At 67.8% G+C, this 23,757-nt stretch carries 21 protein-coding genes, 2 tRNA genes and 1 pseudogene; 12 read left to right on the top strand and 12 right to left on the bottom strand.

Translation table 11 applies throughout. From position 1 onward, the window contains the following. The first annotated feature begins 8 nt into the window (after positions 1-8). From cynR to NA3_RS11125, 4 genes are all read left to right on the top strand, one after another. Positions 9-893 carry a transcriptional regulator CynR gene (gene cynR, locus NA3_RS11110; protein WP_062963627.1) on the top strand — a complete coding sequence of 295 codons (885 nt, stop codon included), beginning with the start codon at positions 9-11 and terminating at the stop codon, positions 891-893. A gap of 99 nt (positions 894-992) precedes the next feature. Beyond that, positions 993-1,583, top strand: coding sequence for a carbonic anhydrase (locus tag NA3_RS11115; RefSeq protein ID WP_062963432.1), 591 nt, complete (start codon positions 993-995; stop codon positions 1,581-1,583). 49 nt (positions 1,584-1,632) lie between these two features. Next, entirely contained in the window at positions 1,633-2,103 is a 471-nt protein-coding gene (cynS, locus tag NA3_RS11120; protein WP_062963433.1) for a cyanase, read from the top strand. Positions 2,104-2,141: 38 nt separating this feature from the next. Continuing rightward, the gene (locus NA3_RS11125; protein WP_062963434.1) at positions 2,142-2,642 is read left to right on the top strand and encodes a nucleoside deaminase; all 501 of its coding nucleotides are present in this window, start codon (positions 2,142-2,144) and stop codon (positions 2,640-2,642) included. A gap of 42 nt (positions 2,643-2,684) precedes the next feature. Here NA3_RS11125 and NA3_RS11130 read toward each other — a convergent pair whose 3' ends face one another. Beyond that, the gene (locus tag NA3_RS11130) at positions 2,685-3,278 is read right to left on the bottom strand and encodes a TetR/AcrR family transcriptional regulator (RefSeq protein WP_174561065.1); all 594 of its coding nucleotides are present in this window, start codon (positions 3,276-3,278) and stop codon (positions 2,685-2,687) included. A gap of 254 nt (positions 3,279-3,532) precedes the next feature. Here NA3_RS11130 and NA3_RS11135 point away from each other — a divergent pair, with 254 nt between their 5' ends. Then, on the top strand, positions 3,533-5,128 hold the full coding sequence (locus NA3_RS11135; RefSeq protein WP_084491432.1) for an FAD-dependent monooxygenase: 1,596 nt from the start codon (positions 3,533-3,535) through the stop codon (positions 5,126-5,128). A gap of 44 nt (positions 5,129-5,172) precedes the next feature. On the opposite strand, the pseudogene NA3_RS38540 reads toward NA3_RS11135, so the two are convergent. Continuing rightward, positions 5,173-5,292 (bottom strand): annotated as a pseudogene (locus NA3_RS38540) (TetR family transcriptional regulator); the annotation flags it as partial. 76 nt (positions 5,293-5,368) lie between these two features. On the opposite strand from NA3_RS38540, the gene NA3_RS11140 reads away from it, so the two are divergent. Beyond that, complete coding sequence (locus tag NA3_RS11140) at positions 5,369-6,103, top strand: nuclear transport factor 2 family protein (protein WP_062963435.1); 735 nt, start codon at positions 5,369-5,371, stop codon at positions 6,101-6,103. 76 nt (positions 6,104-6,179) lie between these two features. On the opposite strand, the gene NA3_RS11145 is transcribed toward NA3_RS11140, so the two are convergent. Then, positions 6,180-6,253 (bottom strand) — tRNA-Met (locus tag NA3_RS11145). 176 nt (positions 6,254-6,429) lie between these two features. On the opposite strand from NA3_RS11145, the gene NA3_RS11150 reads away from it, so the two are divergent. After that, entirely contained in the window at positions 6,430-7,245 is an 816-nt protein-coding gene (locus NA3_RS11150; RefSeq protein ID WP_372464244.1) for an NADPH-dependent oxidoreductase, read from the top strand. A gap of 60 nt (positions 7,246-7,305) precedes the next feature. Here the strand turns inward: NA3_RS11150 and NA3_RS11155 are convergent. Then, positions 7,306-7,379: transfer RNA gene (locus tag NA3_RS11155), tRNA-Met, on the bottom strand. 643 nt (positions 7,380-8,022) lie between these two features. On the opposite strand from NA3_RS11155, the gene NA3_RS11160 reads away from it, so the two are divergent. After that, complete coding sequence (locus tag NA3_RS11160; protein WP_062963436.1) at positions 8,023-8,574, top strand: transglycosylase family protein; 552 nt, start codon at positions 8,023-8,025, stop codon at positions 8,572-8,574. Positions 8,575-8,666: 92 nt separating this feature from the next. On the opposite strand, the gene NA3_RS11165 is transcribed toward NA3_RS11160, so the two are convergent. Next, positions 8,667-11,681, bottom strand: a complete 3,015-nt coding sequence (locus tag NA3_RS11165) for a UPF0182 family protein (protein WP_084491433.1) — start codon at positions 11,679-11,681, stop codon at positions 8,667-8,669. A gap of 134 nt (positions 11,682-11,815) precedes the next feature. Here NA3_RS11165 and NA3_RS11170 point away from each other — a divergent pair, with 134 nt between their 5' ends. Continuing rightward, complete coding sequence (locus NA3_RS11170; protein WP_265337395.1) at positions 11,816-12,463, top strand: PPA1309 family protein; 648 nt, start codon at positions 11,816-11,818, stop codon at positions 12,461-12,463. Here NA3_RS11170 and NA3_RS11175 read toward each other — a convergent pair. Further along, positions 12,460-13,485, bottom strand: coding sequence for a YlbL family protein (locus tag NA3_RS11175; protein ID WP_218021802.1), 1,026 nt, complete (start codon positions 13,483-13,485; stop codon positions 12,460-12,462). The genes NA3_RS11170 and NA3_RS11175 overlap by 4 nt on opposite strands. 50 nt (positions 13,486-13,535) lie before the next feature. Here NA3_RS11175 and NA3_RS11180 point away from each other — a divergent pair, with 50 nt between their 5' ends. Next, positions 13,536-15,041: a zinc-dependent metalloprotease gene (locus NA3_RS11180; protein WP_084491435.1), complete on the top strand. Its 1,506-nt coding sequence runs from the start codon at positions 13,536-13,538 to the stop codon at positions 15,039-15,041. A gap of 33 nt (positions 15,042-15,074) precedes the next feature. Here NA3_RS11180 and NA3_RS11185 read toward each other — a convergent pair whose 3' ends face one another. Continuing rightward, on the bottom strand, positions 15,075-16,055 hold the full coding sequence (locus tag NA3_RS11185) for an FAS1-like dehydratase domain-containing protein (RefSeq protein ID WP_062963439.1): 981 nt from the start codon (positions 16,053-16,055) through the stop codon (positions 15,075-15,077). Between the two features lie 236 nt (positions 16,056-16,291). On the opposite strand from NA3_RS11185, the gene NA3_RS11190 reads away from it, so the two are divergent. Further along, positions 16,292-17,197: a TOMM precursor leader peptide-binding protein gene (locus NA3_RS11190; RefSeq protein WP_084491436.1), complete on the top strand. Its 906-nt coding sequence runs from the start codon at positions 16,292-16,294 to the stop codon at positions 17,195-17,197. 86 nt (positions 17,198-17,283) lie between these two features. On the opposite strand, the gene NA3_RS38545 is transcribed toward NA3_RS11190, so the two are convergent. Genes NA3_RS38545 through NA3_RS11210 form a run of 4 tightly spaced genes read right to left on the bottom strand, consistent with a single transcriptional unit; the run spans position 17,284 to position 21,428 of the window. Continuing rightward, the gene (locus tag NA3_RS38545) at positions 17,284-18,114 is read right to left on the bottom strand and encodes an NUDIX hydrolase (RefSeq protein WP_062963631.1); all 831 of its coding nucleotides are present in this window, start codon (positions 18,112-18,114) and stop codon (positions 17,284-17,286) included. A 9-nt stretch (positions 18,115-18,123) separates the two neighbouring features. Continuing rightward, positions 18,124-19,386 (bottom strand): adenylosuccinate synthetase, encoded by a 1,263-nt coding sequence (locus NA3_RS11200; protein ID WP_062963441.1) that lies wholly within the window; start codon positions 19,384-19,386, stop codon positions 18,124-18,126. A 36-nt stretch (positions 19,387-19,422) separates the two neighbouring features. After that, positions 19,423-20,403 (bottom strand): hypothetical protein, encoded by a 981-nt coding sequence (locus tag NA3_RS11205; protein ID WP_062963632.1) that lies wholly within the window; start codon positions 20,401-20,403, stop codon positions 19,423-19,425. 5 nt (positions 20,404-20,408) lie between these two features. Next, positions 20,409-21,428, bottom strand: a complete 1,020-nt coding sequence (locus tag NA3_RS11210; RefSeq protein WP_062963442.1) for a J domain-containing protein — start codon at positions 21,426-21,428, stop codon at positions 20,409-20,411. Positions 21,429-21,670: 242 nt separating this feature from the next. Here NA3_RS11210 and NA3_RS11215 point away from each other — a divergent pair, with 242 nt between their 5' ends. Then, positions 21,671-23,014 carry an ABC1 kinase family protein gene (locus NA3_RS11215; RefSeq protein WP_062963633.1) on the top strand — a complete coding sequence of 448 codons (1,344 nt, stop codon included), beginning with the start codon at positions 21,671-21,673 and terminating at the stop codon, positions 23,012-23,014. Between the two features lie 115 nt (positions 23,015-23,129). On the opposite strand, the gene NA3_RS11220 is transcribed toward NA3_RS11215, so the two are convergent. Next, positions 23,130-23,441, bottom strand: a complete 312-nt coding sequence (locus NA3_RS11220) for a WhiB family transcriptional regulator (RefSeq protein ID WP_308189552.1) — start codon at positions 23,439-23,441, stop codon at positions 23,130-23,132. Positions 23,442-23,757: the final 316 nt, after the last annotated feature.

Below are 23,757 nucleotides of genomic sequence, written 5' to 3' on the forward strand. Positions count from 1 at the left end.
GTTGGCCGATGGAGCTGCGCCATATCCGGTACCTGCTGGCCGTCGCCGACCACGGCAACTTCACCCGCGCCGCGGAATCCCTGCACATCTCGCAGCCGACGCTGTCCCAGCAGATCAAGCAGCTCGAGCGAGTCCTGGGCGTGGTACTGCTCGACCGCTCCGGCCGCACGGTCCGACTGACCGATGCCGGGCAGGCGTACGCGCGCCACGCCCGGCTCGCACTGCGCGATCTGGAGGCCGGCGAACGCGCGGTGCACGACGTCCAGGACCTGTCGCGCGGCCATCTGCGGGTGGCGACGACACCGACCTTCACCGCCTATCTGATCGGCCCGCTGGTACACCGGTTCCGCTCCGACCATCCGGGGATCAGCCTCACCCTCCGCGAGACGACCCAGGATGCGATCGAGGCGGATCTGCTCGCCGATCGGCTCGATCTCGGGATCGCCTTCGCCGGTGCGCACGCCGCGGGGGTCGAGCACACCGCGCTGTTCACCGAGAAACTCGGACTGGTCGTCGGCTCCGATCATCCGTATGCCGGTGCCGCGCAACCACTGTCGGCCGGCGAACTCGCCGGCGTACCGCTCGGATTGCTGAGCGCGGACTTCGCGACGCGCCTGCACATCGACCGGTATTTCGACGAATGCGGCGTCGCTCCGGATATCGCGGTCGAGGCGAATTCGATCAGCGCGCTGCTGGAATTCGTCCGGCGCGGCTCGCTCGCCACGGTCCTGCCCGACGCGATCACGCGGGCTCACGCCGATCTGCACCCGATCGCCCTGGACCCGGCCCTGCCGATTCGCACCGTGGAACTACTGCGCCGCCATACCGCCTACCATTCCGCCGCCGCCCGCGCGTTCACCCGCGCGATCCACGCCACGGCACAGGACTATTGATGCAAACTATTATCACGATCCAATACAAGTATTGGCCCCTATAGACACTGGTCATGCAGGCTGGTCTCAGTCACCCAGCCACTCCGAACGGAGCGCCCCATGCATGACCTCGCCACCGGCGTCACGCACTTCCGCGACGCCGTCTTCCCCGCCAAGGCGGAGTTGTTCGCCCGGCTCACGACGACCCATACGCCCGCCACGCTGTTCATCGGCTGCTCGGACGCACGCGTCGTCCCCGAACTGATCACCAGCAGCGAACCCGGTGAACTGTTCGTGATTCGCACCGCCGGCAATCTCGTTCCCGCCTACGGGCCGGGCGCCGACGGCGTCGCGGCCAGTATCGAGTACGCCGTCGCGGTGCTGGGCGTCGAACGCATCGTGGTGTGCGGACACTCGGGCTGCGGGGCGATGACGGCGCTGGCCGAACGCCACGATCTCAGCACGATGCCGACCGTCGCCGCCTGGCTGCGGCATGCCGATGCCGCGGCGGCCCGCCCTGGCTCGCAGGCGACCGCCTCGCTGATTCGCGCGAATGTCGTTGCCCAGCAGGCGAATCTGGCCACCCACCCCGCGGTGGCGCGCGCGTTGTCGACCGGTGCCGTCACCGTCGAGGGCTGGGTCTTCGACATCGGCACCGGCATTGTCACGGTGATCGATCCGGCCGGTGACGACCGGATCATCGCCGCCTGAAACCCCCTGTGCCGCCGGGCAATACGGCGGTCGAAAGAAAGGAAACCCTATGGTGCACGCACAGTTCGATCCGGCCGCCCGTCAGGCGCTGGCCGTCACGGCGGTCGAGGCGAAGATCGCCAAGGATCTCACCTGGCAGCAGATCGCCGATACCGCCGGCTATTCGACGGCCTTCGTGACCGCGGCGATCCTCGGTCAGCATCCGCTGCCGAAACAGTCCGCGGAAGCCGTGGCCGCGCTGCTCGGCCTGGGCGACGACGCGGCGGCGCTGCTGCAGACCATTCCGACCCGCGGGTCGATTCCGGGTGGTGTGCCGACGGATCCGACGATCTACCGCTTCTACGAGATGCTGCAGGTGTACGGCACCACCCTCAAGGCGCTGGTCCACGAACAGTTCGGCGACGGCATCATCAGCGCCATCAACTTCGAACTCGACGTGCGCAAGGTGCCCGATCCGGAGGGCGGCGAACGCGCCGTGATCACGCTGGACGGCAAGTACCTGCCCACCAAACCCTTCTGAGCGCCCGTCGCCCGGAACTCGACTCACCAAGGAGTGCAATGGATTTCGCACAACGCACCATCGATCTGGCCCGCCGCAACGTGGAGGAGGGTGGCCGGCCGTTCGCGACGGTCATCGTCAAGGACGGGGAAATTCTCGCCGAAAGCCCCAACCTGGTCGCCCAGACCAACGACCCGACCGCGCACGCGGAGATCCTCGCGATCCGCCGGGCCTGCACCACCCTCGGCACCGAACATCTGACCGGTGCCACGATCTACATTCTCGCCCTCCCCTGCCCGATGTGCCTGGGCGCGCTGTACTACTGCTCCCCCGACGAGGTCGTCTTCCTCACCACCCGCGAGGCCTACGCTCCGCACTACGTCGACGACCGGAAATACTTCGAGCTGAACACCTTCTACGACGAATTCGCCAAGCCGTGGGATCAGCGACGCCTGCCGATGCGCCACGAGTCCCACGCCGACGCGGTCGACGTCTACCGCCGCTGGCAGGAGCGCAACAACGGCGAGCGCCGGGTCGCGGGAGCGCCGACGGCCGACTGAGGTCTGCGGCGCCGTCCCTGTCGTCGGGTGTTCACCCGGGGGTCACCCTGCGGCGGGGATGGCGCGGTTCACGATCGTGCGGACGAGCTCCGCCGCCCGCTGCTCGTCGAAAATGCCCGGAAGCGTGAGTCTTTCGAGGATGAGCCAGTTCAAGGCGAGGTACAGCAGCACCACGGCGTCCTCGTCACCGGGCAGCTCGGAATCCCGGAAGTTGCTGATGTTGAAGTCCAGATCCGCGCGCACCCGTTCGGTCAGCAGCGCCTGCAGTTCCGGACGACGGGTGGCCTCCAACCGGAGTTCGAGAATCGCGAGATAGCCGGTGCGGAAATGGAAGACCCGGTCGACCACCTCGGTCATGAGTTCGGTCATGCTCTCGCGGGTCTGCGGCCCGCGCGATTTCGCCATCGCCTCCTCGCTCGGGATCAGCCGCTCGTAATAGCGATGGCCGACCTGGACGAGCAGCGCGTCCCGATTGGGGAAGTAGTTGGACGCCGTTCCCGCCGGCACTCCCGCCTCCTGGTCCACCGCGCGAAAGGTCAGTCCGCGCGCCCCCTCTCGGGCCAGGACCTCGATGGACGCGTCCAGCAGAGCCTGCCGGCGTTCCGGATTCGTGCGCACCACTTGATACCACTCCATTCGTAGTACTACGGTTCAAAACTCTTCGTTCAGAGTACTACACCTGAGGCGGTAACGATATGCGAAAGCAACACAGCACCTTCCCTGCCCAGGCCGATCAGCGACGCTTCGTCGCCCGTCCCGTGCCTCCGCGCACGGTCATCCATTCCAAGGGCGGGTGGCCCCGGCACGACAGGCACGGGGCGCGGTAGCGCCCAGCAGTGCCAGGTATCCGAATCGTTCGACCGGCCGGAAACGGCCGGAACAGGAGTGGAATGCATACCGACGTGATCATCGTGGGCGCGGGCCCGACCGGCCTGATGCTGGCCGCCGAACTGCAAGCGGCGGGAGTGCGGCCGCTGGTACTGGAACGGCAACCACAGCCGCGTGACACTCCGAAGGCCGGTGGGCTCGGCGGGCAGATTCTCGAATTGTTGCGTTACCGCGGCCTGCTCGACCGGTTCGAGGCGGCTTGCACCGATCCGATACCGGCTCCGCGGTTCCCGTTCGGCGGTGTCCATGTGGATCTCACCGGGCTCGCCGAGTCTCCGATGCACGCCTTGCCGCTGCCGCAACAGCAGCTCGAGCTGTTGCTCGGCGAACGCGCCGGTGAACTCGGCGTCGACATCCGGCGCGGACACCAGGTGCTGGACGTGACGCAGGACGCCGACGCGGTCACCGCGCAGGTGCGGGGCCCGGACGGCGCCTACCGGGTGAGCGCCCGCTACCTCGTGGGCTGCGACGGTGCCCGCAGCCGGATTCGCGACCTCGCCGGAATTCCGTTCCCCGGCACCGTCTATCCGGAGGTCAACCGGCTGGCCCAGATCACGGTCGCCGATGCGGTGACCCGGCTCGACAACGGCGACCTCGACGTCGACGGTTTCGGCATCATCCGGGCGGGCTTCACGCGCACCGACCGCGGGCTGTTCGGGATGGGCGTCTCGCCCACCTCGGACGTGTTGTCGGTCTACACGATCGAGGACGAGTCCGTCGAATACGACGACGACGTACCGCTGACCGTGGCCGAGCTGCAGGACAGCATCCGCCGCGTGCTGGGCGCGGAACTTCCTGTGGCGCAGACACATCGGCTGTCTCGTTTCACCTTCAAGGCGCGCCAGGCCGAACGCTACCGCGAGGGCCGGGTCCTGCTCGCCGGCGACGCGGCCCACCTGTTCCCGGCCACGGGTGTCGCACTCAACGCCGGCATGCTGGACGCGGTCAACCTCGCCTGGAAGCTGGCCGCCGACGTCCAGGGCTGGGCACCGGACGGGCTGCTGGACAGCTACCACGACGAACGGTATTTCGCGGGGGCGCGCACGATGCTGCACACCCGGGCGCAGGTGGCGCTGCGGCGTGGGCACGACCCCGCGGCCGAGGCGCTGCGGACGGTCTTTCAGGAGCTTCTCACCGACGACCAGCCGCTGCGGCGCATGGGCGCCCTCATCGCCGGTGCCGACATCCGCTATGAACTGCCCAACCCGAACGGCCACCCCGCGACCGGTACCTTCGCTCCGAACCTGGCCCTGCGCACCGGCGCGGGCAGCACCGACGTCGCGGCGCTGCTCCACGACGCGCGGCCCGTCCTGCTCGACCTCGCCGACCGGCCGGAGCTGCGCGCGGCGGCCCGAGAATGGGGACACCGCATCGAGATTCGCACCGCCGAGACCGCCGATCGTCCCGCCGACGCTCTCCTCATCCGTCCGGATGCGCACATAGCGTGGGCGGCGACCGTCGGCGAGCACGCGGACACCGCGGAATCCGGCCTGCGGGCGGCGATGGAGTTCTGGTTCGGCGCACCCATACAGGGCCCCGACCACTCGGACCGGCCGGAAGTCCGGCTCGGGTCAGAGTGTGAACGCGACGCCGAGTAGACCGTCGACGATTCCCGCGGCGGCGTCGACGAGCCGGTCACGCGCAGTGCGGCTTCGGTGCGGTCGTAGACGGCGGTGACCACAGCCTCTCGGCTCTCGAAGCTTTCGTAGAAATATCGCGGGCTCAGATTCGCCTGCCGCGTCACCGCCCGCATGGTGACCGCAAATCATGTGATTCACCTTGGTGCGCGGAATACCCTCACATCGTGGTGGTAGCGCTCGTCGGGTGAAAGGGTCCCCATGTTCGACGAGGAACAGTTTCAGCAGGCTCTGCGGCAGCCACGGTTGTCGAAACCGGTACCGGAATTCCTGGATTCCCATCGCGCCGTGCCGATTCGGGCGATCCCGGAAGCGGAACTCCAGGCGAGCACGCTCGCCTGGTTCGGCGAGTTCGAACGCAAACTGGAGTGGTACGGCAAGCTCGGCGTCGATGTGAGCTGGCTGCTGGAGTGGGCGAAGAAGTACTGGTGGAGTTTCCTCGTCCGCGATATGAGCCTCAATCACGAGCTCTACGCACCCGACATCCGCTACACCGACGTCACGACCTTCGGGCGCACCATCGTCGGCATCGACGAATTCGTGAAATACAACTTCGCCTTCTTCGACGCCATCCCGGACTGGCGCTACGACCCGCTGCCGAACCAGGTGTACCTGGACGTGACACCCGAGGGCATCGTCCGCACCGTCATCCGCTACATCGGCAGCGGCCACTGGACCGGTCCACTCCGGCTCTACCCCTATGACGAATCCGCTCCCGTGCTCTACGGCAACGGACGCTTCATCCAATGCCCAGCGGTCGATCGCTACCACTTCAACGCCGACGGACTCATGGAAGAAGGCGAAACCCTCTACGACTTCCTCGACGCGACCCAGCGAGGCGGAATCCTGCCGCGCGACGACAGCTGGCAGTTCCGCGCCCTGATGGCCGCGTCGAAGGTGCCGGCCCTACTGGCCCGGTGGGGAATTGCACGGTAGTGGACGGCCGCACACCATGAACCGGAGAGACGAAAACGGTCCCGGAACCAGTGGGTTCCGGGACCGTATTCCCTAGTAGCGGGGACAGGATTTGAACCTGCGACCTCTGGGTTATGAGCCCAGCGAGCTACCGAGCTGCTCCACCCCGCGTCGGTATGTTCAACCCTACGCAACCCGAGGGGGAAAACCAAAACGCCTGGTGAAAGGTGGCGGTGAGGACGTCGAGGTGGTTGCCTGGATCGCCGGCCGGGATGCCGCCGCGGGCGATCGGCGCACGGTGATCGCAAGGATGGAACTCGCCCACCGCCGGACGCCAGACTGGTCGGGTGACGACGACGAACCTGCATCCCGTGCGCGGCCGCTACCGCGATCCGGAGCTGACCTCGCTGGCGCGGACCAACTCGGTGATCGAGTTGCAGCTCGCGCACCGGTCGGTGCGCGCTTTCCTCGACGAGCCCGTGGGTGAGGACGAGGTGACCGCGATCGTCGCGGCGGCACAATCGGCCTCGACCTCGTCGAACCTTCAGGCGTGGAGCGTCGTCGCGGTGCGGGATCCGGCGCGGCGCGATCGACTGGCCACGCTGGCGGGCGACCAGGATTTCATCCGCCGCGCACCGCTGTTCCTGGTGTGGCTGGCCGACCTGGGCCGCATCGCACGGCTCGCGGAGGCCCGGCGGGCGACGGTGGATGCGACCGAGTACCTCGAGTCCACGATCCTCGGCTTCGTGGATACGTCGCTGGCGGCACAGAATGCGGTGATCGCCGCCGAATCGCTCGGCCTGGGCACGGTTTTCGTGGGCGCGATCCGCAACAACCCCGACGGCGTCGCCGCCGAACTGAAGTTGCCGGACCGAGTATTCGCCGCCTTCGGATTGGCGGTCGGCGTACCCGACCCGGCCGAACCAGCCGGTGTGAAACCTCGGCTGCCGCAACGCGCCGTCCTGCACCGCGAGGTCTACGATGCCGCTGCCGATGCGGTGATCGACGAGTACGACGCCCGGCTGGCCGAATACAACGCCGAACACGGCCGCTCGATCGGCTGGATCGCCACGGTTCTCCACCGCCTCGCCGACCGCGACAGCCTCAAAGGCAGGCATCGCCTGCGAGAACATCTGCGGCGTCAGGGTTTTCCGTCGGTGTAGGACGCCGCTCGCAATGGAAAAAGGTCCCGGAACCATCTGGTTCCGGGACCTCTTCACTAGTAGCGGGGACAGGATTTGAACCTGCGACCTCTGGGTTATGAGCCCAGCGAGCTACCGAGCTGCTCCACCCCGCGTCGGTGAACACAACATTACACACGAGTCGACAGACGTAGCAAATCCGGTGGTCAGAGGAAGTTTCGAGGAGCGTCGACACGATCTCGGCGCCGACCGCCGCCCCTCCGGACGACACCTTTCGGTCCACGGAATACGTTCGGCGAACCCACCCTCACGCATCACGGCGACATCGACCCGCCGGTCATCGGGATCCGCCGCACGGAGGTGCCGAACCGGCCGAACCGGCGACTCGATACGGAAGCACCGCTTCACCCCCGAATGACGGAGAACGTCGCGGGAAACGCGCGCGTCTCCAAAAAGCAGCCGTAAAAACGTGACCCAGCCCACTATTTATGCGTGATTCACCGCACATAACGGCCCCATAACGAACGACCGGAATATCCGCTCACTGCATAGCCAACCTGCATCAACGCTCGAATCCGGTTATTCGCTTCATGCAAATGTCTCTGTTATCAAGACGTGATCTGTCGAGATCTGTTCGTTATGGTCGAACGCGGCCCGGATCGAACCCGTGATGGGCATCCAGACCCGAACCGTTGCACACCGGCAACCCTGCCCCGCGGTTCGGGGATCCCCGACCTCCTGGGGGCAGGGACGCGGCGGAACATCGCCGGGTCGGCGGGCGCAGGGAGGGACACCACCATGAACAAGAACCGGAAGATCAGCAGTCGCGCCCTCGGCTTCGCCGCCGTCGCCGGCGCCCTTGTTGCCGTCCCGTTCGCAGCTTCCACCACTGCTTCGGCTGCGCCCTCCCACGACTGGGACGGTGTCGCGCAGTGCGAGAGCGGCGGCAACTGGAATATCAACACCGGCAACGGCTACTACGGCGGTCTGCAGTTCACGCAGTCCACCTGGAGCGCCAACGGTGGCAGCGGCTCGCCGCAGAACGCGAGCAAGGAAGAGCAGATCCGCGTCGCGGAGAACGTGCTGCAGACCCAGGGGCCGGGCGCCTGGCCGGTGTGCGGCCAGTACCTGCGCTACGCGCCCGCCGAGGAGACTCAGCCGGCCCCGGCCCCGGCCCCGGCGCCGCAGCCCGAGCCGACCGCCCCGGTCCAGCTGCCGAACGACCGCCAGGATCTGATCAACAAGGCCACCGACGCCGGCAAGCAGGCCGCGCAGCGGTTCGGTGTGGGCCACCAGTTCCAGCAGATCCTCGAGCAGAACAGCGGTCTGATCGACTCGCTGGGCCGCTGAGCCACGGCGCGGTAGGTTCCCGCGCGGCACAGCATGCGAACGGCGCCCCGGATGATTCCGGGGCGCCGTTGTCATTCGACCACCAGCAGCCGTCAACCGCCGGCCTTGTTGTACGCGTCGATGGCCTTCTGCAAACCTTCCAGCGCCTTGCCCAACTGGCCGAGGTCACCGGACTTCTGGGCGTCCTCGACACCCTTCAGGGCGTCGTTGAGTTCCTTGACCGCGGCATCCTTACCGGCCGATCCGCTCGTGGGCGGTGGCGCGGTCGTGGACGGCGGCGGCGTGTTCTGATTCGACGGCGGTGGCGAGGTACTGCCCTGCTGGCCGGGCGGATTGATCGCCGCCTGGCCCGGCTGCTGCGTGGTCGCGGCGCCCAAACCGTCCTGGACGTCGTTGAGGGCATCACCCAGCGTGGACTGATAGCCCACCTTGTCGCCGTAGGAGGCCAGGACCTTCACCAACTGTGGGAACGACGCCGTGGTCGGCCCACTGTTGCGTTCCAGATACCACGGTTCGACGTAGAGGATGCCGCCCTCGCCGATCGGCAGGGTGAGCAGGTTCCCGTATTTGATCTTGTTGGTGTTACCACCGGTCAGCAGTGTCCGATCGTTCGAGACGCGGGCATCGGTGGTCATCGACGTCTGGACCTGTTGCGGGCCGGGCGTCTGCGAATCCGTCGGCAACTTGAGCACCGTGAACTTGCCGTAGTTCTCCGGATCGGAGGCGACCTGGATGTAGGCGGCGAGGAACTGGCGTTTGAAGCCGACCATCGCGCTGGTCAGATTGAACTGCGGCCGACCGGTTTTCGGATCGCCGATCAGCACGTAGTACGGCGGCTGATGCGCGTTGGTCGGAGTGTCGGAGGTCGGGTCGTTGGGTACCGACCAGAACGCGTTGTTGGTGAAGAACTCACGCGGATCGTTGACGTGGTAGCGCGCCAGCATCTCGCGCTGCACCTTGAACAGATCCTCCGGATACCGGAAGTGGGCACGCAGCTCCGGTGAGATCTCGCTCTGCGGCTTCACCGAGTTGGGGAACACCCCGCGCCAGGCGTTGAGCACCGGATCGGTGGGATCCACGTCGTAGAGGTTGACCGTGCCGTCGTAGGCGTCGACCGTGGCCTTGACGGAGTTGCGGATGTAGCTGACCTCCTTGCGTGGCAGCGTGCGACCGGTGTTCTGGTCGATGCTGTCCTCGGTGACTCCCTCCAGCGAGGTCCGCTGCGCGTACGGGAAGTTGTCGAGTGTGGTGTAGGCGTCGACGATCCAGAGGATGCGTCCGTTCACCACCGCCGGATACATGTCGCCGTCGGTGGTCAGCCACGGCGCCACCTGCTGCACGCGGCTGCGCGGATCGCGGTTGTAGATGATCTTCGAATCCGAGCCGATGGCGCCGGAGAACAGGATGTTGCGTTCGGCGTACTTGGCGGCGAAGGCGAGACGGTTGAACCAGTTGCCGATCGGGACGCCGCCCTTGCCGGTGTAGGTGTACTGCTCGGTGCCCGTGTCGTATTCACGCGGCGGCTGGTTGTTCCCGCCCACGATCGCGTAGTCGGCATCCGATTTGGAGATCATCTCCCCGTAGTAGATGCGCGGCTGATCGACCGGGATCGCCTGCCTGTCCTTGGGCGTGAACAGATCGCTGACCGTCGACTTGTCGCCGACGTTGAAGACCGGATATCCGTACCCGCCGCTGGAACTGCTGGTGCCGGCGCCGGTGGCGGCCTGCTGAGTTTCCTTGGGCGGAGCCACGTTCACGCGGTTGGCCGGGGAGGCGACGAAGCCGTCACCGTGGGTGTAGACGGTGTGCTTGTTGATCCAGTCGGTCTGGTTACCCGACAGGTTCTGCGGCACCAGTTCGCGAGCCGCGACGATGTAGTCCTGCTTCTCGCCGTTGATGGTGTAGCGATCGATGTCCAGCGGGTCCGGGAAACCGTAGAAGTTCTGCAGCTGCTGGCGCTGGATGAAGGTCTGGGTCAGCAGGTTGGGATCCAGCAGCCGGATGTTGCCGATGGTCTGCTGATCGGCCGGAATCGAACCCGGGTCCTTGGTCTGCGACCCCTTGTAGTCGACGTAGGAGACCTTGTCGTCGGTGAGCCCGTAGGCCTGCCGCGTCGCCGTGATGTTGCGCTCGATATAGGTCGCTTCCTTGGTGGCGGCGTTCGGGCGCACCTCGAACTGCTCGACCACCAGCGGCCACACCGCGCCCACCAGGATCGACGACAGCAACAGCAGGGCCGCCGCCATCGCGGGGACGCGCAGATCGCGCAGCACCACACCGGCGAAGAAGGCGACGGCGCAGATGATCGCGATCGACATCAGGATCAGCTTGGCCGGCAGTACGGCGTTGATGTCGGTGTAGGAACCGCCGGTGAAGGTGGGCTCCTTGCGGGTGCTCGACAGCAGCGAATACCGGTCGAACCAGTAGGCGACCGCCTTCAGCACCACGAACGTGCCGGCGATCAGCGCCAGCTGGATGCGCGCCGGGCGGGTGAGCGTGCCCTCACGCCCGGACAGCCGCAGCCCGCCGAAGATGTAGTGGGTGACGAGATTGGCGAAGAACGCGATCACGACCGCCACGAACAGCCAGTTCAGCAGCAACTTGTAGAACGGCAGGTCGAAGGCGTAGAAGCCGACGTCGATGTTGAACTGGGGATCCTTGATCCCGAACGAACCGCCGTGCAGGAACAGCTGCACCGTGACCCAGCTCGACTGCGCGACCAGACCCGACAACAGGCCGACCAGCACCGGGATGCCGATACCGAACAGCCGCAACCGTCCCATCACGGTGGTGCGATAGCGCGCGATCGGATCGCTGGGACCGGACACCGGCACGAAGACCGGGCGAGTGCGATACGCGGCCAGCAGCGCCAGCCAGACCAGTGCCCCGACCACGATCGCGACGATGAGGAACAACAGGAGCCGGGTGACGAGCACCGTGGTGAACACCTGGCGGAAGCCGACCTCGCCGAACCACAGCCAGTTGGTGTACGCGTCGGTCAGCCGCGGGCCGACCAGCAGCAACGCCGCGATCACGAGCGCGGTGATCAGCAATATCCGGCTGCGTCGAGACAGCGAAGGTAAGCCTGTCGGGGGGCGCATGCCCACGATGCCACTCTCCCAGGTCCGGCGGCGTACCGAAGCGATTGTCGGCCGATACACCGCAGTCCGATGATGCGTCCGGTCCCTGCGGACCGTCTCTCGCGCCCCACTCTACGTAAAACGGGACGGCTTGGATCGCGATGGCTCCGGTATGCCGTGGCGGGGACGCGGGCGCTCGCGGTGGACGTACAGTGTCGGCCGTGACTGTGGACAATCCCTCCTCCGCCCTGTACCGCTGCATCCGGGACGTGGCCGAGTTCGCCGATACCGAGGGCTGGGATCAGCCGCCGCAGTTGTTCGCGCTGGTGCCGACCGCCGACCTGGTGGCCGCCGAGCCGACGCTCGAGGATCAGCTCGACGACGGGGCCGCGTTGACGCCCATTGCCCAGGAACCGCTTCCGGACGATCTGACCGGCGATTCGATGGCGCTCGACGAATTCCTCGCCACCACCAGCTGGCCGCCCGCCGTCGAGGGAGTGGTGCTGGTACAGCAGATCGTGGTGCTGCCGCCGACCGCCGAACGCACGCTCGACGAGGCCATCGCACCGCTGCTGGCCGACCGCGACGCCGCCGACCGAGCCGGCCGCGACGCCGCGCAGACGCATCCCGAGCGCCGCGACGCCCGGCTCTATGCGGGCGTGCTGCGCGACGGAGTCTCGTTGTGCCTGTTGCAGTTACGCCCCGAGGAGGACGAGGCCTTCCCCGAGCTGGATCTGCGCACCGCGCCGAACCTGGCTCCCAACCTGGTCGACGCGCTGCGCCACACGCTCGAGAACGAGCCGGACTAGCCGCAGCTGGGGGCGGGGCGTCCGGCGTTGATGTCGTCCAGCGACTGCACCGCGGCGCTCAACGTGTCGACCTTCACCAGTTTCAGGCCGTCCGGGGTGCGCTGGCGGGCCTCGTTGCAGTTGTCGGCGGGGACCAGGAAGGTCTCCGCACCGGCGTCGCGGGCCGCGATCATCTTGTACTGGATGCCGCCGATCGGGCCGACCTTGCCCTGCGGATCGATGGTCCCGGTGCCGGCGACGAAGCGTCCGCCGTTGAGTTCGCCGGGGCTGAGCTTGTCGACCAGGGCCAGGCTGAACATCAGACCGGCCGACGGGCCGCCGATATCGGCGAGGTTGAAATCGACCTGCAGCGGACCGGCCGGCACCTGCTGCGGGGTGACGCCGAGGTAGGCCTTGTTCGAATCGTCCGGGCGCGCACCGAGTTTCACCTCGACCGTCTGTTCCGCGCCACCGCGGCGGATCACCATCGGGATCGTCGTGCCCGGGGCGGCGCCCTGCACCGCGTCGATCACGTCCTTGGAGGTCGTGATCGGTTTCCCGTTCACGCTCACCAGTTCGTCGCCCTTCTGCAGCACCGCTTTGGCCGGCCCGTCGTCGGCCACCACGCGCACCTGCACCTTGGTCGGGTACTTCAGGAAGTTCAGCGCCGCCAGTTCGGCGTTGTCCTCGGATTCCTTGAAATCGGCCTGGTTGGACTTGTCCACCTGATCGCGCGGCACGCCGGGCGGGTAGACCTCCGCGCGCGGCACCAGCCCGTAGCGGCCGTCCACCCACAGGCCCATCGCCTCGAAGATATTCAGCCCGTCGCGAACGGACACCGTCGTCATGTTCAGGTGTCCCGAGGTCGGATCCACCGCGGCACCCTGCACCGCGACGACCTGCTTGCCGTCCACCTCGCCAAGAGTATTGAAGGTGGGACCAGGGCCGAGAGCGACGAACGGCACCGTCACCGCACTGCCCACCACACCGAGGACGAGCACGGGCACCAGAGCCGCTATCAAGGTGATGATCCGACGATTCACCCGGCCCACAGTAGCGGCTCCACGATCACCATCCGCGTAGCCTTGGGGGCATGAGCGACGTGCCCTTCGGATTCTCGAACCGCGACGACGATCCCGACCGCGACAAGCGTGACGATCAGGCCGGTTCCGGAGCGAACAACCCCTTCGCCTTCGGCATGGGGGCTTCGGGCGCGGCCGGATTCGATCCCGCGGCCTTCGGGCAGATGCTGACCTCGCTCGGGCAGATGTTCTCCACGATGAGCCAGCCGGGCGGCCAGGCGAGTCCGGTCAACTACGACGTCGCCAAGCGGCTGGCTCGCCAGCAACTCGGCTCGACGGTCGCGCCGATCACCGACGGCGCCCAGCGCGCCGTCAGCGATGCCGCGCATCTGGCCGAACTGTGGTTGGACACGGCGACCACCTTGCCCGCCGGCGCCACCAAGACGGTCGCGTGGACGCCCAACGATTGGATCGAGCAGACCCTGCCGACGTGGAAGCGCCTCTGCGATCCGGTCGCCGAGCAGGTGTCGGGCATGTGGAGTTCGACACTCCCGGAGGAGGCCAAGCAGTTCGCCGGGCCGATGCTCGGCATGCTCGGGCAGATGGGCGGTCTGGCCTTCGGCTCGCAGCTCGGTCAGGCGCTGGGGCAGCTCGCCCAGGAGGTGCTGACCTCCACCGATATCGGGCTGCCGCTGGGTCCGGCGGGAACCGCGGCGCTGGTGCCCAGCGCGATCAGCGAATTCAGCAAGGGCCTGGAGCGTCCCGAGAGTGAGATCCTGGTCTATCTGGCCGCCCGCGAGGCCGCTCACCAGCGGCTGTTCGCCCATGTGCCGTGGCTGCGGCAGCAGGTGCTGGGCGCGGTCGAGGATTACGCGCGCGGGATCCGCATGGACTTCTCCGCTATAGAGGAGGCCGCGCAGAGCATCGATCCGATGTCGCTGACCGATCCTTCGAAACTCGAGGAACTGCTGTCGCAGGGCACCTTCGAACCGCAGACCACCCCCGAGCAGAAGGCCGCGCTGGATCGGCTGGAAACGCTGCTGGCGCTGATCGAGGGCTGGGTTCAGGTCGTGGTGACCGAGGCGGTCGGCGATCGGTTGCCCGGTGCGGGCGCACTGGCCGAGACGCTGCGGCGGCGCCGCGCCACCGGCGGTCCGGCCGAGCAGACCTTCGCCACACTGGTCGGCTTGGAATTGCGTCCGCGCAAGCTGCGGGAGGCCGCCACGCTGTGGCAGCGGCTGACGACCGACGCGGGGATGGCGGCGCGCGACGCGGTGTGGGCGCATCCGGATCTGCTGCCCAGTTCGGAGGATCTCGACAAGCCGAGCGGCTTCATCGACGGTGTGATCGGTGGCGGCGCCACTGTTTTCGACGATCCGCTGGCGCAGCTGGCCGAGACCGAGGCCCGCGAACGCCGCGAAGGCGCTGCGGCGCAACAGGAGCGGCCGAACACGGACGCCGCAGGCGAGCAGGGCGCGAAAGGAACTGCCGCTCAGGGTGATTCGGCTTCCGGTGCGGATTCGCCGGACACGGACGGCAAGACCGGCGACGAGGGCGGCGAGAACGAGGAGCGCTAGCCGGCGGGCGTCACCGCCTCCGATCGGCCGGGTTCAGCCCAGCCGCGCCTCGGCGGTCGCGTAGCCGAACAGCTTGCGCCCCTTGGACAATGCGTCGACCACGACGGTCACCATGCGGCGGCGCGAACTGAGCCAGCCCACCTGGCCGCCGAACAGGATCGACGCCGGAGCGTCGGACTCGACGGGCAGATAGTGCATCTTGGGCGCGTACTGCACCCGCAGTTTCGTCAGCGCGGTCGGATCGCCGAGCCAGCGGCCGAGATACCCCGCGACCAGGCCGAGCGTCAGCATGCCGGGCACCGCGCCCGTCGTGGTGCCCGATCGTCGCGGATCCACGACGCCGGCGTGACGCACCACATCGTCGGCCGCGACCGTGACGGTGTCGGCGGGCAGATTCGCGCCGACCGCCAGCGGGCCGAGATCGACGAGCGGGCGCGGCAGCGACGGCTGGATTCGGTCACGCTGCGGCGTGCGCAAACGCCGTTGCGCCGGAACCGGTTCGAGGTCGTGCGCCCGGCCGGGCGTCCCGCTTCGCGCACAGGTTCCGGGCTGGGTGTGCACCAGCAGTGTGGAGGATCCGCTGGTCACGACTTGGCCGTCGTCGTCGCGCAGCAGGGTGGTCACCGAGACCACGTCGTAATCGCGGTAGTGGCGGAATGATTCGAATCCGATGTCGCAGCTGATGCGGTCGCCGGCCAGCAAGGGGCGCACGATTTCCAGAGTGCGGTCGGCGTGCACGACGCGCCCGTTGTGGAAACCGGGCACGAGTGCGTCGAGCGTGCTCTCCTCGGCGCGCATCCATACCGTGGTGGCGAAGGTCGGCGGGGCCACCAAGCCATCGAATCCGCGCGCCGCGGCCGCACGTTCGTCGCAGTGGATGGGGTCGGTGGCGCCTATGGCCCCGGCGTACTCGCGAATCTCGTCCGCCGCGATCGGGCGATCGCCGCGGGTTCGAAACCGATGTTCACCGTGCAGCGACGTCACCGGCGGCACGTCGAGGGATGCGCTGACCATATTGCTCCTTTAACCGACCCGAATCGACCCGATTGTCGGCCGCCGAGGGCCGGGCGTTAGCACTCTCGACGCCGGTCTGGAGAATTCACGGCGCGTCGGCGGCGAGTTTTGTGAAACGGTGCGTTCACGGGGCCGCCGCGACCGGACTCGAAGCGCCCTGTGGACAACGCCGAACCTGTGGATAACCAGCACTTTTCCCGCAGGTGCCAACGGAGCCGACGACAATACTGAGGCCCATGACGTTGTCACACGCACGTGGACCGATGTTGCATCCGCGGGTGGCGGTTCTGCGCCGGCCCTCGGGTGCGGTGCAATTGGGTTGGGATCCCGAACGCGCGGTACTTCTGCACCCGCCCGCCGCCGGCACCGATGCGGTCGTCGCCTTCATCCGGCTGCTCGACGGTCTGCACAGCCATCCTCAGCTGCTGTGGGAGGCCGGGCAACTGGGTCTCGGGGGCGTGGCCCTGGAACTGTTACGAGATATCGATGCGGCCGGACTCCTGGTGTGGCCGCGGGCACGCCGCACCCGCGTACGAGCGGTGCACGTCCACGGCCGCGGGCCCCTGGCGGATTCGTTGCACGACGGCATCCGGCGACTGGGAATCACTCCGACGCGGTCGAGCGAATACCGCAGCGGTACTTCGGATCCGCTGCCGTGCACCGATCTGGTGATACTCACCGATGCGCTGGTGCCGGTGCCGGAACTGGTCAGCATGCTGCTGGTACGCCGGATTCCGCACCTGCAGGTCCGCATCCGCGACGGGCACGGCGTGATCGGGCCGCTGGTGCTGCCCGGTGGTACCAGCTGCTTGCGATGTGCCGACCTGACCCGTACCGAATTCGACGCCGAATGGCCGCATCTGGCGGCGCAGCTGCTCGGCCGGACGGGTTACGCCTCCCCCGCGACCATCACCGCCACAGCCGCGCTGACCCTGCGCGAAATCGAATCGATCATCGAGGACGCCGCCGACGACCCGCCCCGGACCCTGGACACCACATTGGAATTCGATCCACGCACCAGGCGCGTCGCCCGGCGCCGCTGGGCTCCGCACGCGGACTGCGCCTGCCGCCGAATGGACGCCACGGTGACCGAACCGCCGGCCGACGATCGCGCGGCATCCGTCGCCGGAGGACACGCATGAACGCGACGCAGGTGGCCCGCTCCGCTGGCGCGCACCAGAGCAGGGCCGCCGTTCTCTCGGCCGCGAGGCGGGCGGGTCCGGTCGGCTCAGTGCGGGCCGGAGGACGAGTCGGTGAAGGCCCAGACAGCCGCGGGGCGTCCGGTGGCCTTGGTCCGCAGTCGTTCTCCGGTGCGTATGAGCCCGGGGATCGCGGCGAGGGTGCGGTTGAGGTTGCCCGGGTCCGGACGAGTGCCCGACAGCGCGGTGGCGAGGGCGACCGCGCGGGTCGCGGGGAACTGCTCACCGATCAGGGCGCGGGTGAACGCGAGGTCCTTCCACAGCATGTCGGCAAGCCGTTCCCGGGCGACCTCGACGATCATGCTGTGGTCGAACGCCAGCGGCGGGACCTCGTCGAACGAAACCCACCGCACACCGAGACGGTCTGCAGCGCTATCGGTTTCACCCTCCGTCGGTCCCTCGGCTCTGCCGGAAACATCGCCGCTCGTCTGCTGAGCACCGGCCGAAGCATCGGTGCCGGCCTGCTCGACGACGCCGGACTCCGCGCCGTGCGATTGCTCGAAACCGGCCGAAGCATCAGTGCTCGATTGCCCGGCGCCGGTGGGTGGTGCGGGATGACCGAGAACCGCCCACATCGCGATCGAGAGGGTCGGGCCGCGCGGATCGCGGTGCGGTTCATCGAAGGTGACCAGCTGACCGACGGCGAGGATCTGCTGATCGGGCACGCCCAGTTTGCTGTGTACCGCGCGGCGGGCCGCCGTCGCGAGTCGCTCACCGCGGCCGAGCAGCACACCGGGCAGGGCGAGTTCGCCGGCGAACGGGTCCCACTGCCGAGGCGCCACCCCGAAGGTGACGGCAGGGTCGTCGGCGCCGAATCGCAGTGCGACGACATCGAGCGATACGGCGGATTGCTGCTCCACGGCCACCCATCATGCCGCAGCCGCGACCCGGGCCACACGATCGGCACGATCGGGGCCGTGCCCGGTCAGCACCACCGGCGCGCCGAGCCGGCGTTCCAGGAATTCCGGAACGTCCGCCGGGAGCGGAACGAGATCCGGGGTGCTGTGCGCGACGAGACCCGTCAGCCACCGCTGATGGTCCAGATCCCGCCAGGAACCGCAATCGAGCCGGTCACGGTATCCGTCCGGCGTGAAATACCCTGCGGCAGCGCGAAGGTCGTCACGACCGGCCACGAGATCCAGGTGATTGACCGCCAGCGCGTCGACTCCCCCACACGCCTCCACGGCATAGCGCAGCAGGACCGGATCGAGATGTCCGACGCGAAAGGCGCCCTGATACGCGCCGGGGGCATTGTGCGGCTCCGGAATCGACAATGCCGCATCCTCGGTCGGAAAGGGGCCCGCGCCGTGACGCGTCTGGTACGCGCGTGTCACTCCCAGTACCGTGCCCGGTGCGCCGAGGCGCGCCAGCATGGCGCGGGCGTGGCGGGGCTCCACCGTCGACCAGGTGGTGTAGGGGTGCAGGCCCCGCCATTCGTCGAGCAGCACACCCTGGGCGCCCTCGAAGATCAGCCGGCCCGCGGCGGCGAAGACCGCGAGCTGCTCACCCGGCACCAAGGCCACCGCCCGCGCGAATTGCGTATACGCCTCGACGAGGGCGTCGATCGGGTCCCAGCCGTGCCGCCCGGTCGCCAGCAACGGCGCGTAGTGCTGCTCCAGCGCGATCAGCTTGCGGCGCAAGATATCCGGGCTGCGACAGTCCCGGATCCGGGGGGCGTCGTGCTCGAGGGCGTAGCGCACGGTCTCCCCGATCCCCATCCCGCACGAACCGTGCCGTGCGGCACCTCGCGCATCCTCCCGGCAGCGGTTGGCGGCTCCGTGGATCGGAGTGGTGAGCAGCGCCCGCTCGTCGACGACGATGGATCCCAGCGGATCGGCGACGCCCAGGACGGTCAGCGCTTCGGCCTCGGCGGCCAGGGCGATCGGATCCACCAGCACATGCCGCGACAGCATCGTCGGCACGCCCGACAGCGTGCCCGATCCGAACTGCCGAAACGTGTGGCGCCGGCCGTCGGCGATCACGGTGTGCGCGGCCTGCGCGCCGCCGTTGAAGCGCACGACGGCCGCCACCCCCAAGCCGGCCTGTGGCGAGCACAGCCAATCCACGGTGGCGCCTTTCCCGGCGTCGCCGAATCCCAGATCGACCACGATCACATGCCGGTCGCCGAACATGACGTGTTCCCTTCGCTCGTCGGATCGGGTTCCGGGTCAGAACCGGACGTCGTCGTCACCCGGGGTCGCCGCCGGCAGTGCGCCCGCGCTGCGGGGACGGACGGGAGCACCGATCGGGGCCAACGCCTTACCGACGACGCCGGCGGCATCGGATCCGATATCACGCAGATCGGCCAGGCCGGCACCGAGATCGACGCGGTCCTCGCCGATGCCGATGGTCAGCGCGATGAGTTCGCACACCGCCGCCGGATCGTCCAAGCGCAGCACCCGCTCTCCGAGCACTCCCCGCCAGTGCTCGAGAATCTCCGGGTCGGTGTAGTAATGGGACTGATTCGGCAGGATGTAGTACACATGCCACCGATCGGTCAGCTCGCGATAGATCGAGGGGACCGAAACGTCTTGTGGCACATCGTCACCGATCACCCGGCGCACATGTGCGGCGGTGAGGCGCGATTTGTTCAGCTCGTCACCCACGATGAACAGATAACCCTTGCGTCCACGCTTGTCCCACGCGTCGGTGGCCGTGTGCCGAGCCATGAAATACGCGGCCAGCTCGTAACTTTCGGATTTCTGTCCGCCACCGCCGCCCTCGAGCAGAATCAGGCGCAACTGTTCGTCCATCCGATTGTCGGATTCGAACTGCCCGATCTGCAGCGGCACCCGATCAGAGTCGGCGTCGCCGATTCCGCCGAACAGAATCTGCGGATCCTCGGCGTATCCCTTGCGCTGCAACAGCCCGTGCAGGGTAGCCAGCTTCTCCTGCATGATCCGCGGGACCCGCCCCATCGACCCGGTGACGTCGAACAGCACCGCGATCGGCAGCGAGGCGCCGTGCTCGGCGGAGTCGCGGGATTCGCGCACTCCGACGCCGAAGGGGTCGAGCTGCGGATGCGCGACCCATTCCGTATAGGGCTTGGCCCGCATGTCGGCGGTGTAGCCGAAGTCGTCGAGTCCGCGGGCGGCGCGGAAGGTGCGGGCGGCGTCGTAGGCGCTGTCGTCCCACTGTCCGTATCCCATGGTGATCACTGTCCTTTCGGTAGTTCGAACGGCCGGAAGCGGCGGGCGCCGTACAGCCGGTCGAGCAGATCGTCGAATTCGTCGAGCAAGGTTCGGGCGTCGGGCCGCAGCCGCGGCGCGGAGTGCAGGCAGCCCTCGGCGAAGGCGCGCATCGGTGCGGGCGCGCGGTCGCCGAGCATGGTGAGCAGGAGCCGGTGGGCCAGATAGACATCGGTGCTGGGGCTGACCCCGCTGCCCGTTTCGGGCGGATGGTCGATCGAGGCCGGCGTGGCCGCCGGCACCCGCCCGGGCCGGGTCGCGAACGACCAGCCGACCAGCACCACCCCGTGCAGACGGGGATGGATGAGCACGTTCTCCTCGGAGACCGCGGTGTGCACCCAATGCGCGGTCGCGGCACCGGCCAGGCAGCGCAGCAGCCGCCGGTGCATCCAGGCGTAGTCGCGCGGGTCGAGTCCTTGCGGATAGGCGGCGCGGACCTGGGCCAGCGTCACGAACTCGCCGGTCAGCGCGCCGAGCACGTTGATCGCACGCACCTCGCCGGATTCGGTGTCGGTGTGGTCGACGGTGTCGATCAGGCGCGGGTAGTACGGCGCCAGCCACTTGTGCTCCCCGGTCAGCGCGGCGATGTCCGTCAGCGCGTTTCGCTCGTTCGCCAGCAGCGAATTCGCGGTCTGCCGCCGTGCGACCTTCACCACGACGGCAGCCGAGTCGGTGCGGTACAGGTCCGCGACGGACCCGCGGGCGTGCAGGGCGCCGAGGCGATACCGCCCCCGCGTGCCACACACCTCGAATCGCTGATCCGCCACCAGCCAGCTGCGGTACAGCTCGCCGAGACGGACGAAGGCGGCGGTGGCCCGTTCGGCGTCGGTCGGGGAAACCCGGTCCGGATGCAGCACGGCGGCCAGCCGCAGATACGTCCGATGCGCGATGCGGCGAGCCACGGAATCCGTTGTCGCCGCGCCGAACAGGTCTTCCGGACGCCGCGCCTCCCGGAGTGCAGCCACGGCTGCTCGCATTGTCGTCATACTTTTAGTCTATATGACTAAAAGTATGCGGCCCAGACTTCTGGGCGAACTTTTTGTCGCAAAGACTAGAACTGGCGACGGACGCCCGACGGCCGCCACCGATCAGCCAATTCCCGGGCGTTCGCGCGCACCGACCGCCGTCTCGACCGGCCCGACTGTGACCGATGACACGTCTCGGTGCGGGGGTGGAGTTCACGCAATTCACATGGCACGCCACACGGTGGGTCAGCCATGATGGGGGTGTGTCTGAGATTGTGCGCCGTAGCTCATCCCGCAACGCCAAGTTGGCGAAGATTCCACTCGGTATCGCGGGACGCGCCGCTGTGGGCTTCGGCCGCAAACTCGCCGGCGGCGACAAGGGCGAGATCAATGCCGAGTTGAATCAGAGAGCCGCCGAGCAGATTTTCTCGGTTCTCGGCGAGCTCAAAGGCGGCGCAATGAAATTCGGCCAGGCGCTGTCGGTGATGGAGGCCGCCGTCCCCGAGGAGTTCGGCGAGCACTATCGCGAGGCATTGACCAAACTGCAGGCCGCCGCCCCGCCGCTGCCTGCCGCCACGGTGCACCGGGTGCTGGACCAGCAACTGGGCACGGCCTGGCGCAAGCGTTTCCGCTCCTTCGACGACGCCCCCACCGCCTCGGCCAGCATCGGACAGGTACACAAGGCCGAATGGTCCGACGGCCGCGCGGTGGCGGTGAAGGTCCAGTACCCCGGCGCCGACGAGGCGCTGCGCGCGGACCTCAAGACACTCAATCGGATGGCCGGCATGATCGGGGCCGTCGTCCCCGGCGCCGACGTCAAACCCATCCTCGCCGAGATCACCGAACGCACCGAGGAAGAGCTCGACTATCGCACCGAGGCCGCCAACCAGCGCCGTTTCGCCAAGGCCTTCGACGGCCACCCGCGGTTCCTGGTCCCCAAGGTGGTGGCCGGGGCACCGAAGGTGATCGTCACCGAATGGCTCGACGGCACCGCGGTCTCCGCGATCATCAAGCGCGGCCAGGAGGATCCGGCGGGCACGGTCGAGCTGCGCAACCGCGTGGCAACGCTGATGGGTGAATTCCACTTCTCCTCCCCCGCCCTGGCCGGACTGCTGCACGCCGACCCGCACCCCGGCAATTTCATGATGCTCGACGACGGCCGGTTGGCGGTGCTCGATTTCGGCGCCTGCGCACCCCTGCCCGACGGGTTCCCGCCCGTGCTGGGCCAGATGGTGGCGATGGCGGTCGAGGATCGGTTCGAGGAACTGACCGAGCTGATGTACAGCCACGGCTGGGTGATCCCCGGCCGCACCGTCACGCACGCCGAGATCGCCGACTATCTGCGCCCGTTCACCGATCCCATCCGCGAGGATTCGTTCCACTTCACCCGCAAGTGGATGCAGCGCGTGGCGGGCAAGGCCACCGACGTGAGCCGCCCGGAGATGAAAACGGGTATGTCGCTGCAACTTCCGGCCGAACACATCATGGTGTTCCGGGTGCTGATGGGGTCGATCGGCATCTGCGCACAGCTCGACGCCGAGGTGCCGTTCATGAAGCTGATGCACGACTGGGTGCCCGGCTACGCCGAATACCGAAGCGCCAGCTGATCGTTCACCCACCCCGAATATGGGACGAGCCCCGCATCCGACATGAGATGCGGGGCTCGTTCGTGTTCCCAGATGTGGCCGAGGCGGATCCGCGCTCGGCCCGAACCGGCGCCGATCACGCCAGTGCGACCTTACGCGGGCGGCCGCGCGGCCGCTTGCGGGCGATCACGACGCCCTGTTCGAAGATCTCGCCGCCCCAGACACCCCAGGGCTCGGCGCGATCCAGGGCAGCCGCGAGGCAGCCCTTGCGGATGGGGCAGGAAGCGCACAGTGCCTTGGCCTCTTCCAGCTGGGTCGGGCTTTCGGCGAACCACAGGTCCGGGTCACCGACTCGGCAGGGCAGGGCGAGCGCGACACCGCGGGTGCGGGCCGGCCTCGAGGCCTGGGTCGATCGGCATGTCGCGCGAGTAGCGGTCGCGGTGGACACGTCTTGCTCCTTCAGCTCGTGCAGCGGTGGTTTCGTTGTCTTCCGCGAAACCGGTGCCGATGGCTGGAGGCCGAAAAGAACTATGGCCACGGTTTCGCGTCGGGCGATCCGTGGCCAGGAGGCTGTGGTAGTGAGTGCTACCTGAACCGACTTCGATGTCGGTTACTGATCACGGTCGCTGGGTGTGCGTTGCGGAGGCGGGCTGCCTGCAGATTCGCCGTCATACGATCGGCTTCGACTGCGAAGGCGTGGGCTGCGCCGGTGTGGAAACCGACGTGTGCCGGGTGCCAACCCCACTCGGACTTGTCTGCGGCAA

The sequence above is a fragment of the Nocardia africana NBRC 100379 genome, assembly GCF_001612635.1.
Taxonomy (GTDB): Bacteria; Actinomycetota; Actinomycetes; order Mycobacteriales; family Mycobacteriaceae; genus Nocardia; species Nocardia africana.

Excerpts from the sequence above, each read along its gene's own strand:
- cynR (WP_062963627.1), top strand. The coding sequence starts at position 9 with ATGGAGCTGCGCCATATCCGGTACCTGCTGGCCGTCGCCGACCACGGC.
- NA3_RS11115 (WP_062963432.1), top strand. The coding sequence starts at position 993 with ATGCATGACCTCGCCACCGGCGTCACGCACTTCCGCGACGCCGTCTTC.
- cynS (WP_062963433.1), top strand. The coding sequence starts at position 1,633 with ATGGTGCACGCACAGTTCGATCCGGCCGCCCGTCAGGCGCTGGCCGTC.
- NA3_RS11125 (WP_062963434.1), top strand. The coding sequence starts at position 2,142 with ATGGATTTCGCACAACGCACCATCGATCTGGCCCGCCGCAACGTGGAG.
- NA3_RS11130 (WP_174561065.1), bottom strand. The coding sequence starts at position 3,278 with ATGGAGTGGTATCAAGTGGTGCGCACGAATCCGGAACGCCGGCAGGCT.
- NA3_RS11135 (WP_084491432.1), top strand. The coding sequence starts at position 3,533 with ATGCATACCGACGTGATCATCGTGGGCGCGGGCCCGACCGGCCTGATG.
- NA3_RS11140 (WP_062963435.1), top strand. The coding sequence starts at position 5,369 with ATGTTCGACGAGGAACAGTTTCAGCAGGCTCTGCGGCAGCCACGGTTG.
- NA3_RS11160 (WP_062963436.1), top strand. The coding sequence starts at position 8,023 with ATGAACAAGAACCGGAAGATCAGCAGTCGCGCCCTCGGCTTCGCCGCC.
- NA3_RS11170 (WP_265337395.1), top strand. The coding sequence starts at position 11,816 with ATGGCTCCGGTATGCCGTGGCGGGGACGCGGGCGCTCGCGGTGGACGT.
- NA3_RS11180 (WP_084491435.1), top strand. The coding sequence starts at position 13,536 with ATGAGCGACGTGCCCTTCGGATTCTCGAACCGCGACGACGATCCCGAC.
- NA3_RS11185 (WP_062963439.1), bottom strand. The coding sequence starts at position 16,055 with ATGGTCAGCGCATCCCTCGACGTGCCGCCGGTGACGTCGCTGCACGGT.
- NA3_RS11190 (WP_084491436.1), top strand. The coding sequence starts at position 16,292 with ATGACGTTGTCACACGCACGTGGACCGATGTTGCATCCGCGGGTGGCG.
- NA3_RS11200 (WP_062963441.1), bottom strand. The coding sequence starts at position 19,386 with ATGTTCGGCGACCGGCATGTGATCGTGGTCGATCTGGGATTCGGCGAC.
- NA3_RS11205 (WP_062963632.1), bottom strand. The coding sequence starts at position 20,403 with ATGGGATACGGACAGTGGGACGACAGCGCCTACGACGCCGCCCGCACC.
- NA3_RS11210 (WP_062963442.1), bottom strand. The coding sequence starts at position 21,428 with ATGACGACAATGCGAGCAGCCGTGGCTGCACTCCGGGAGGCGCGGCGT.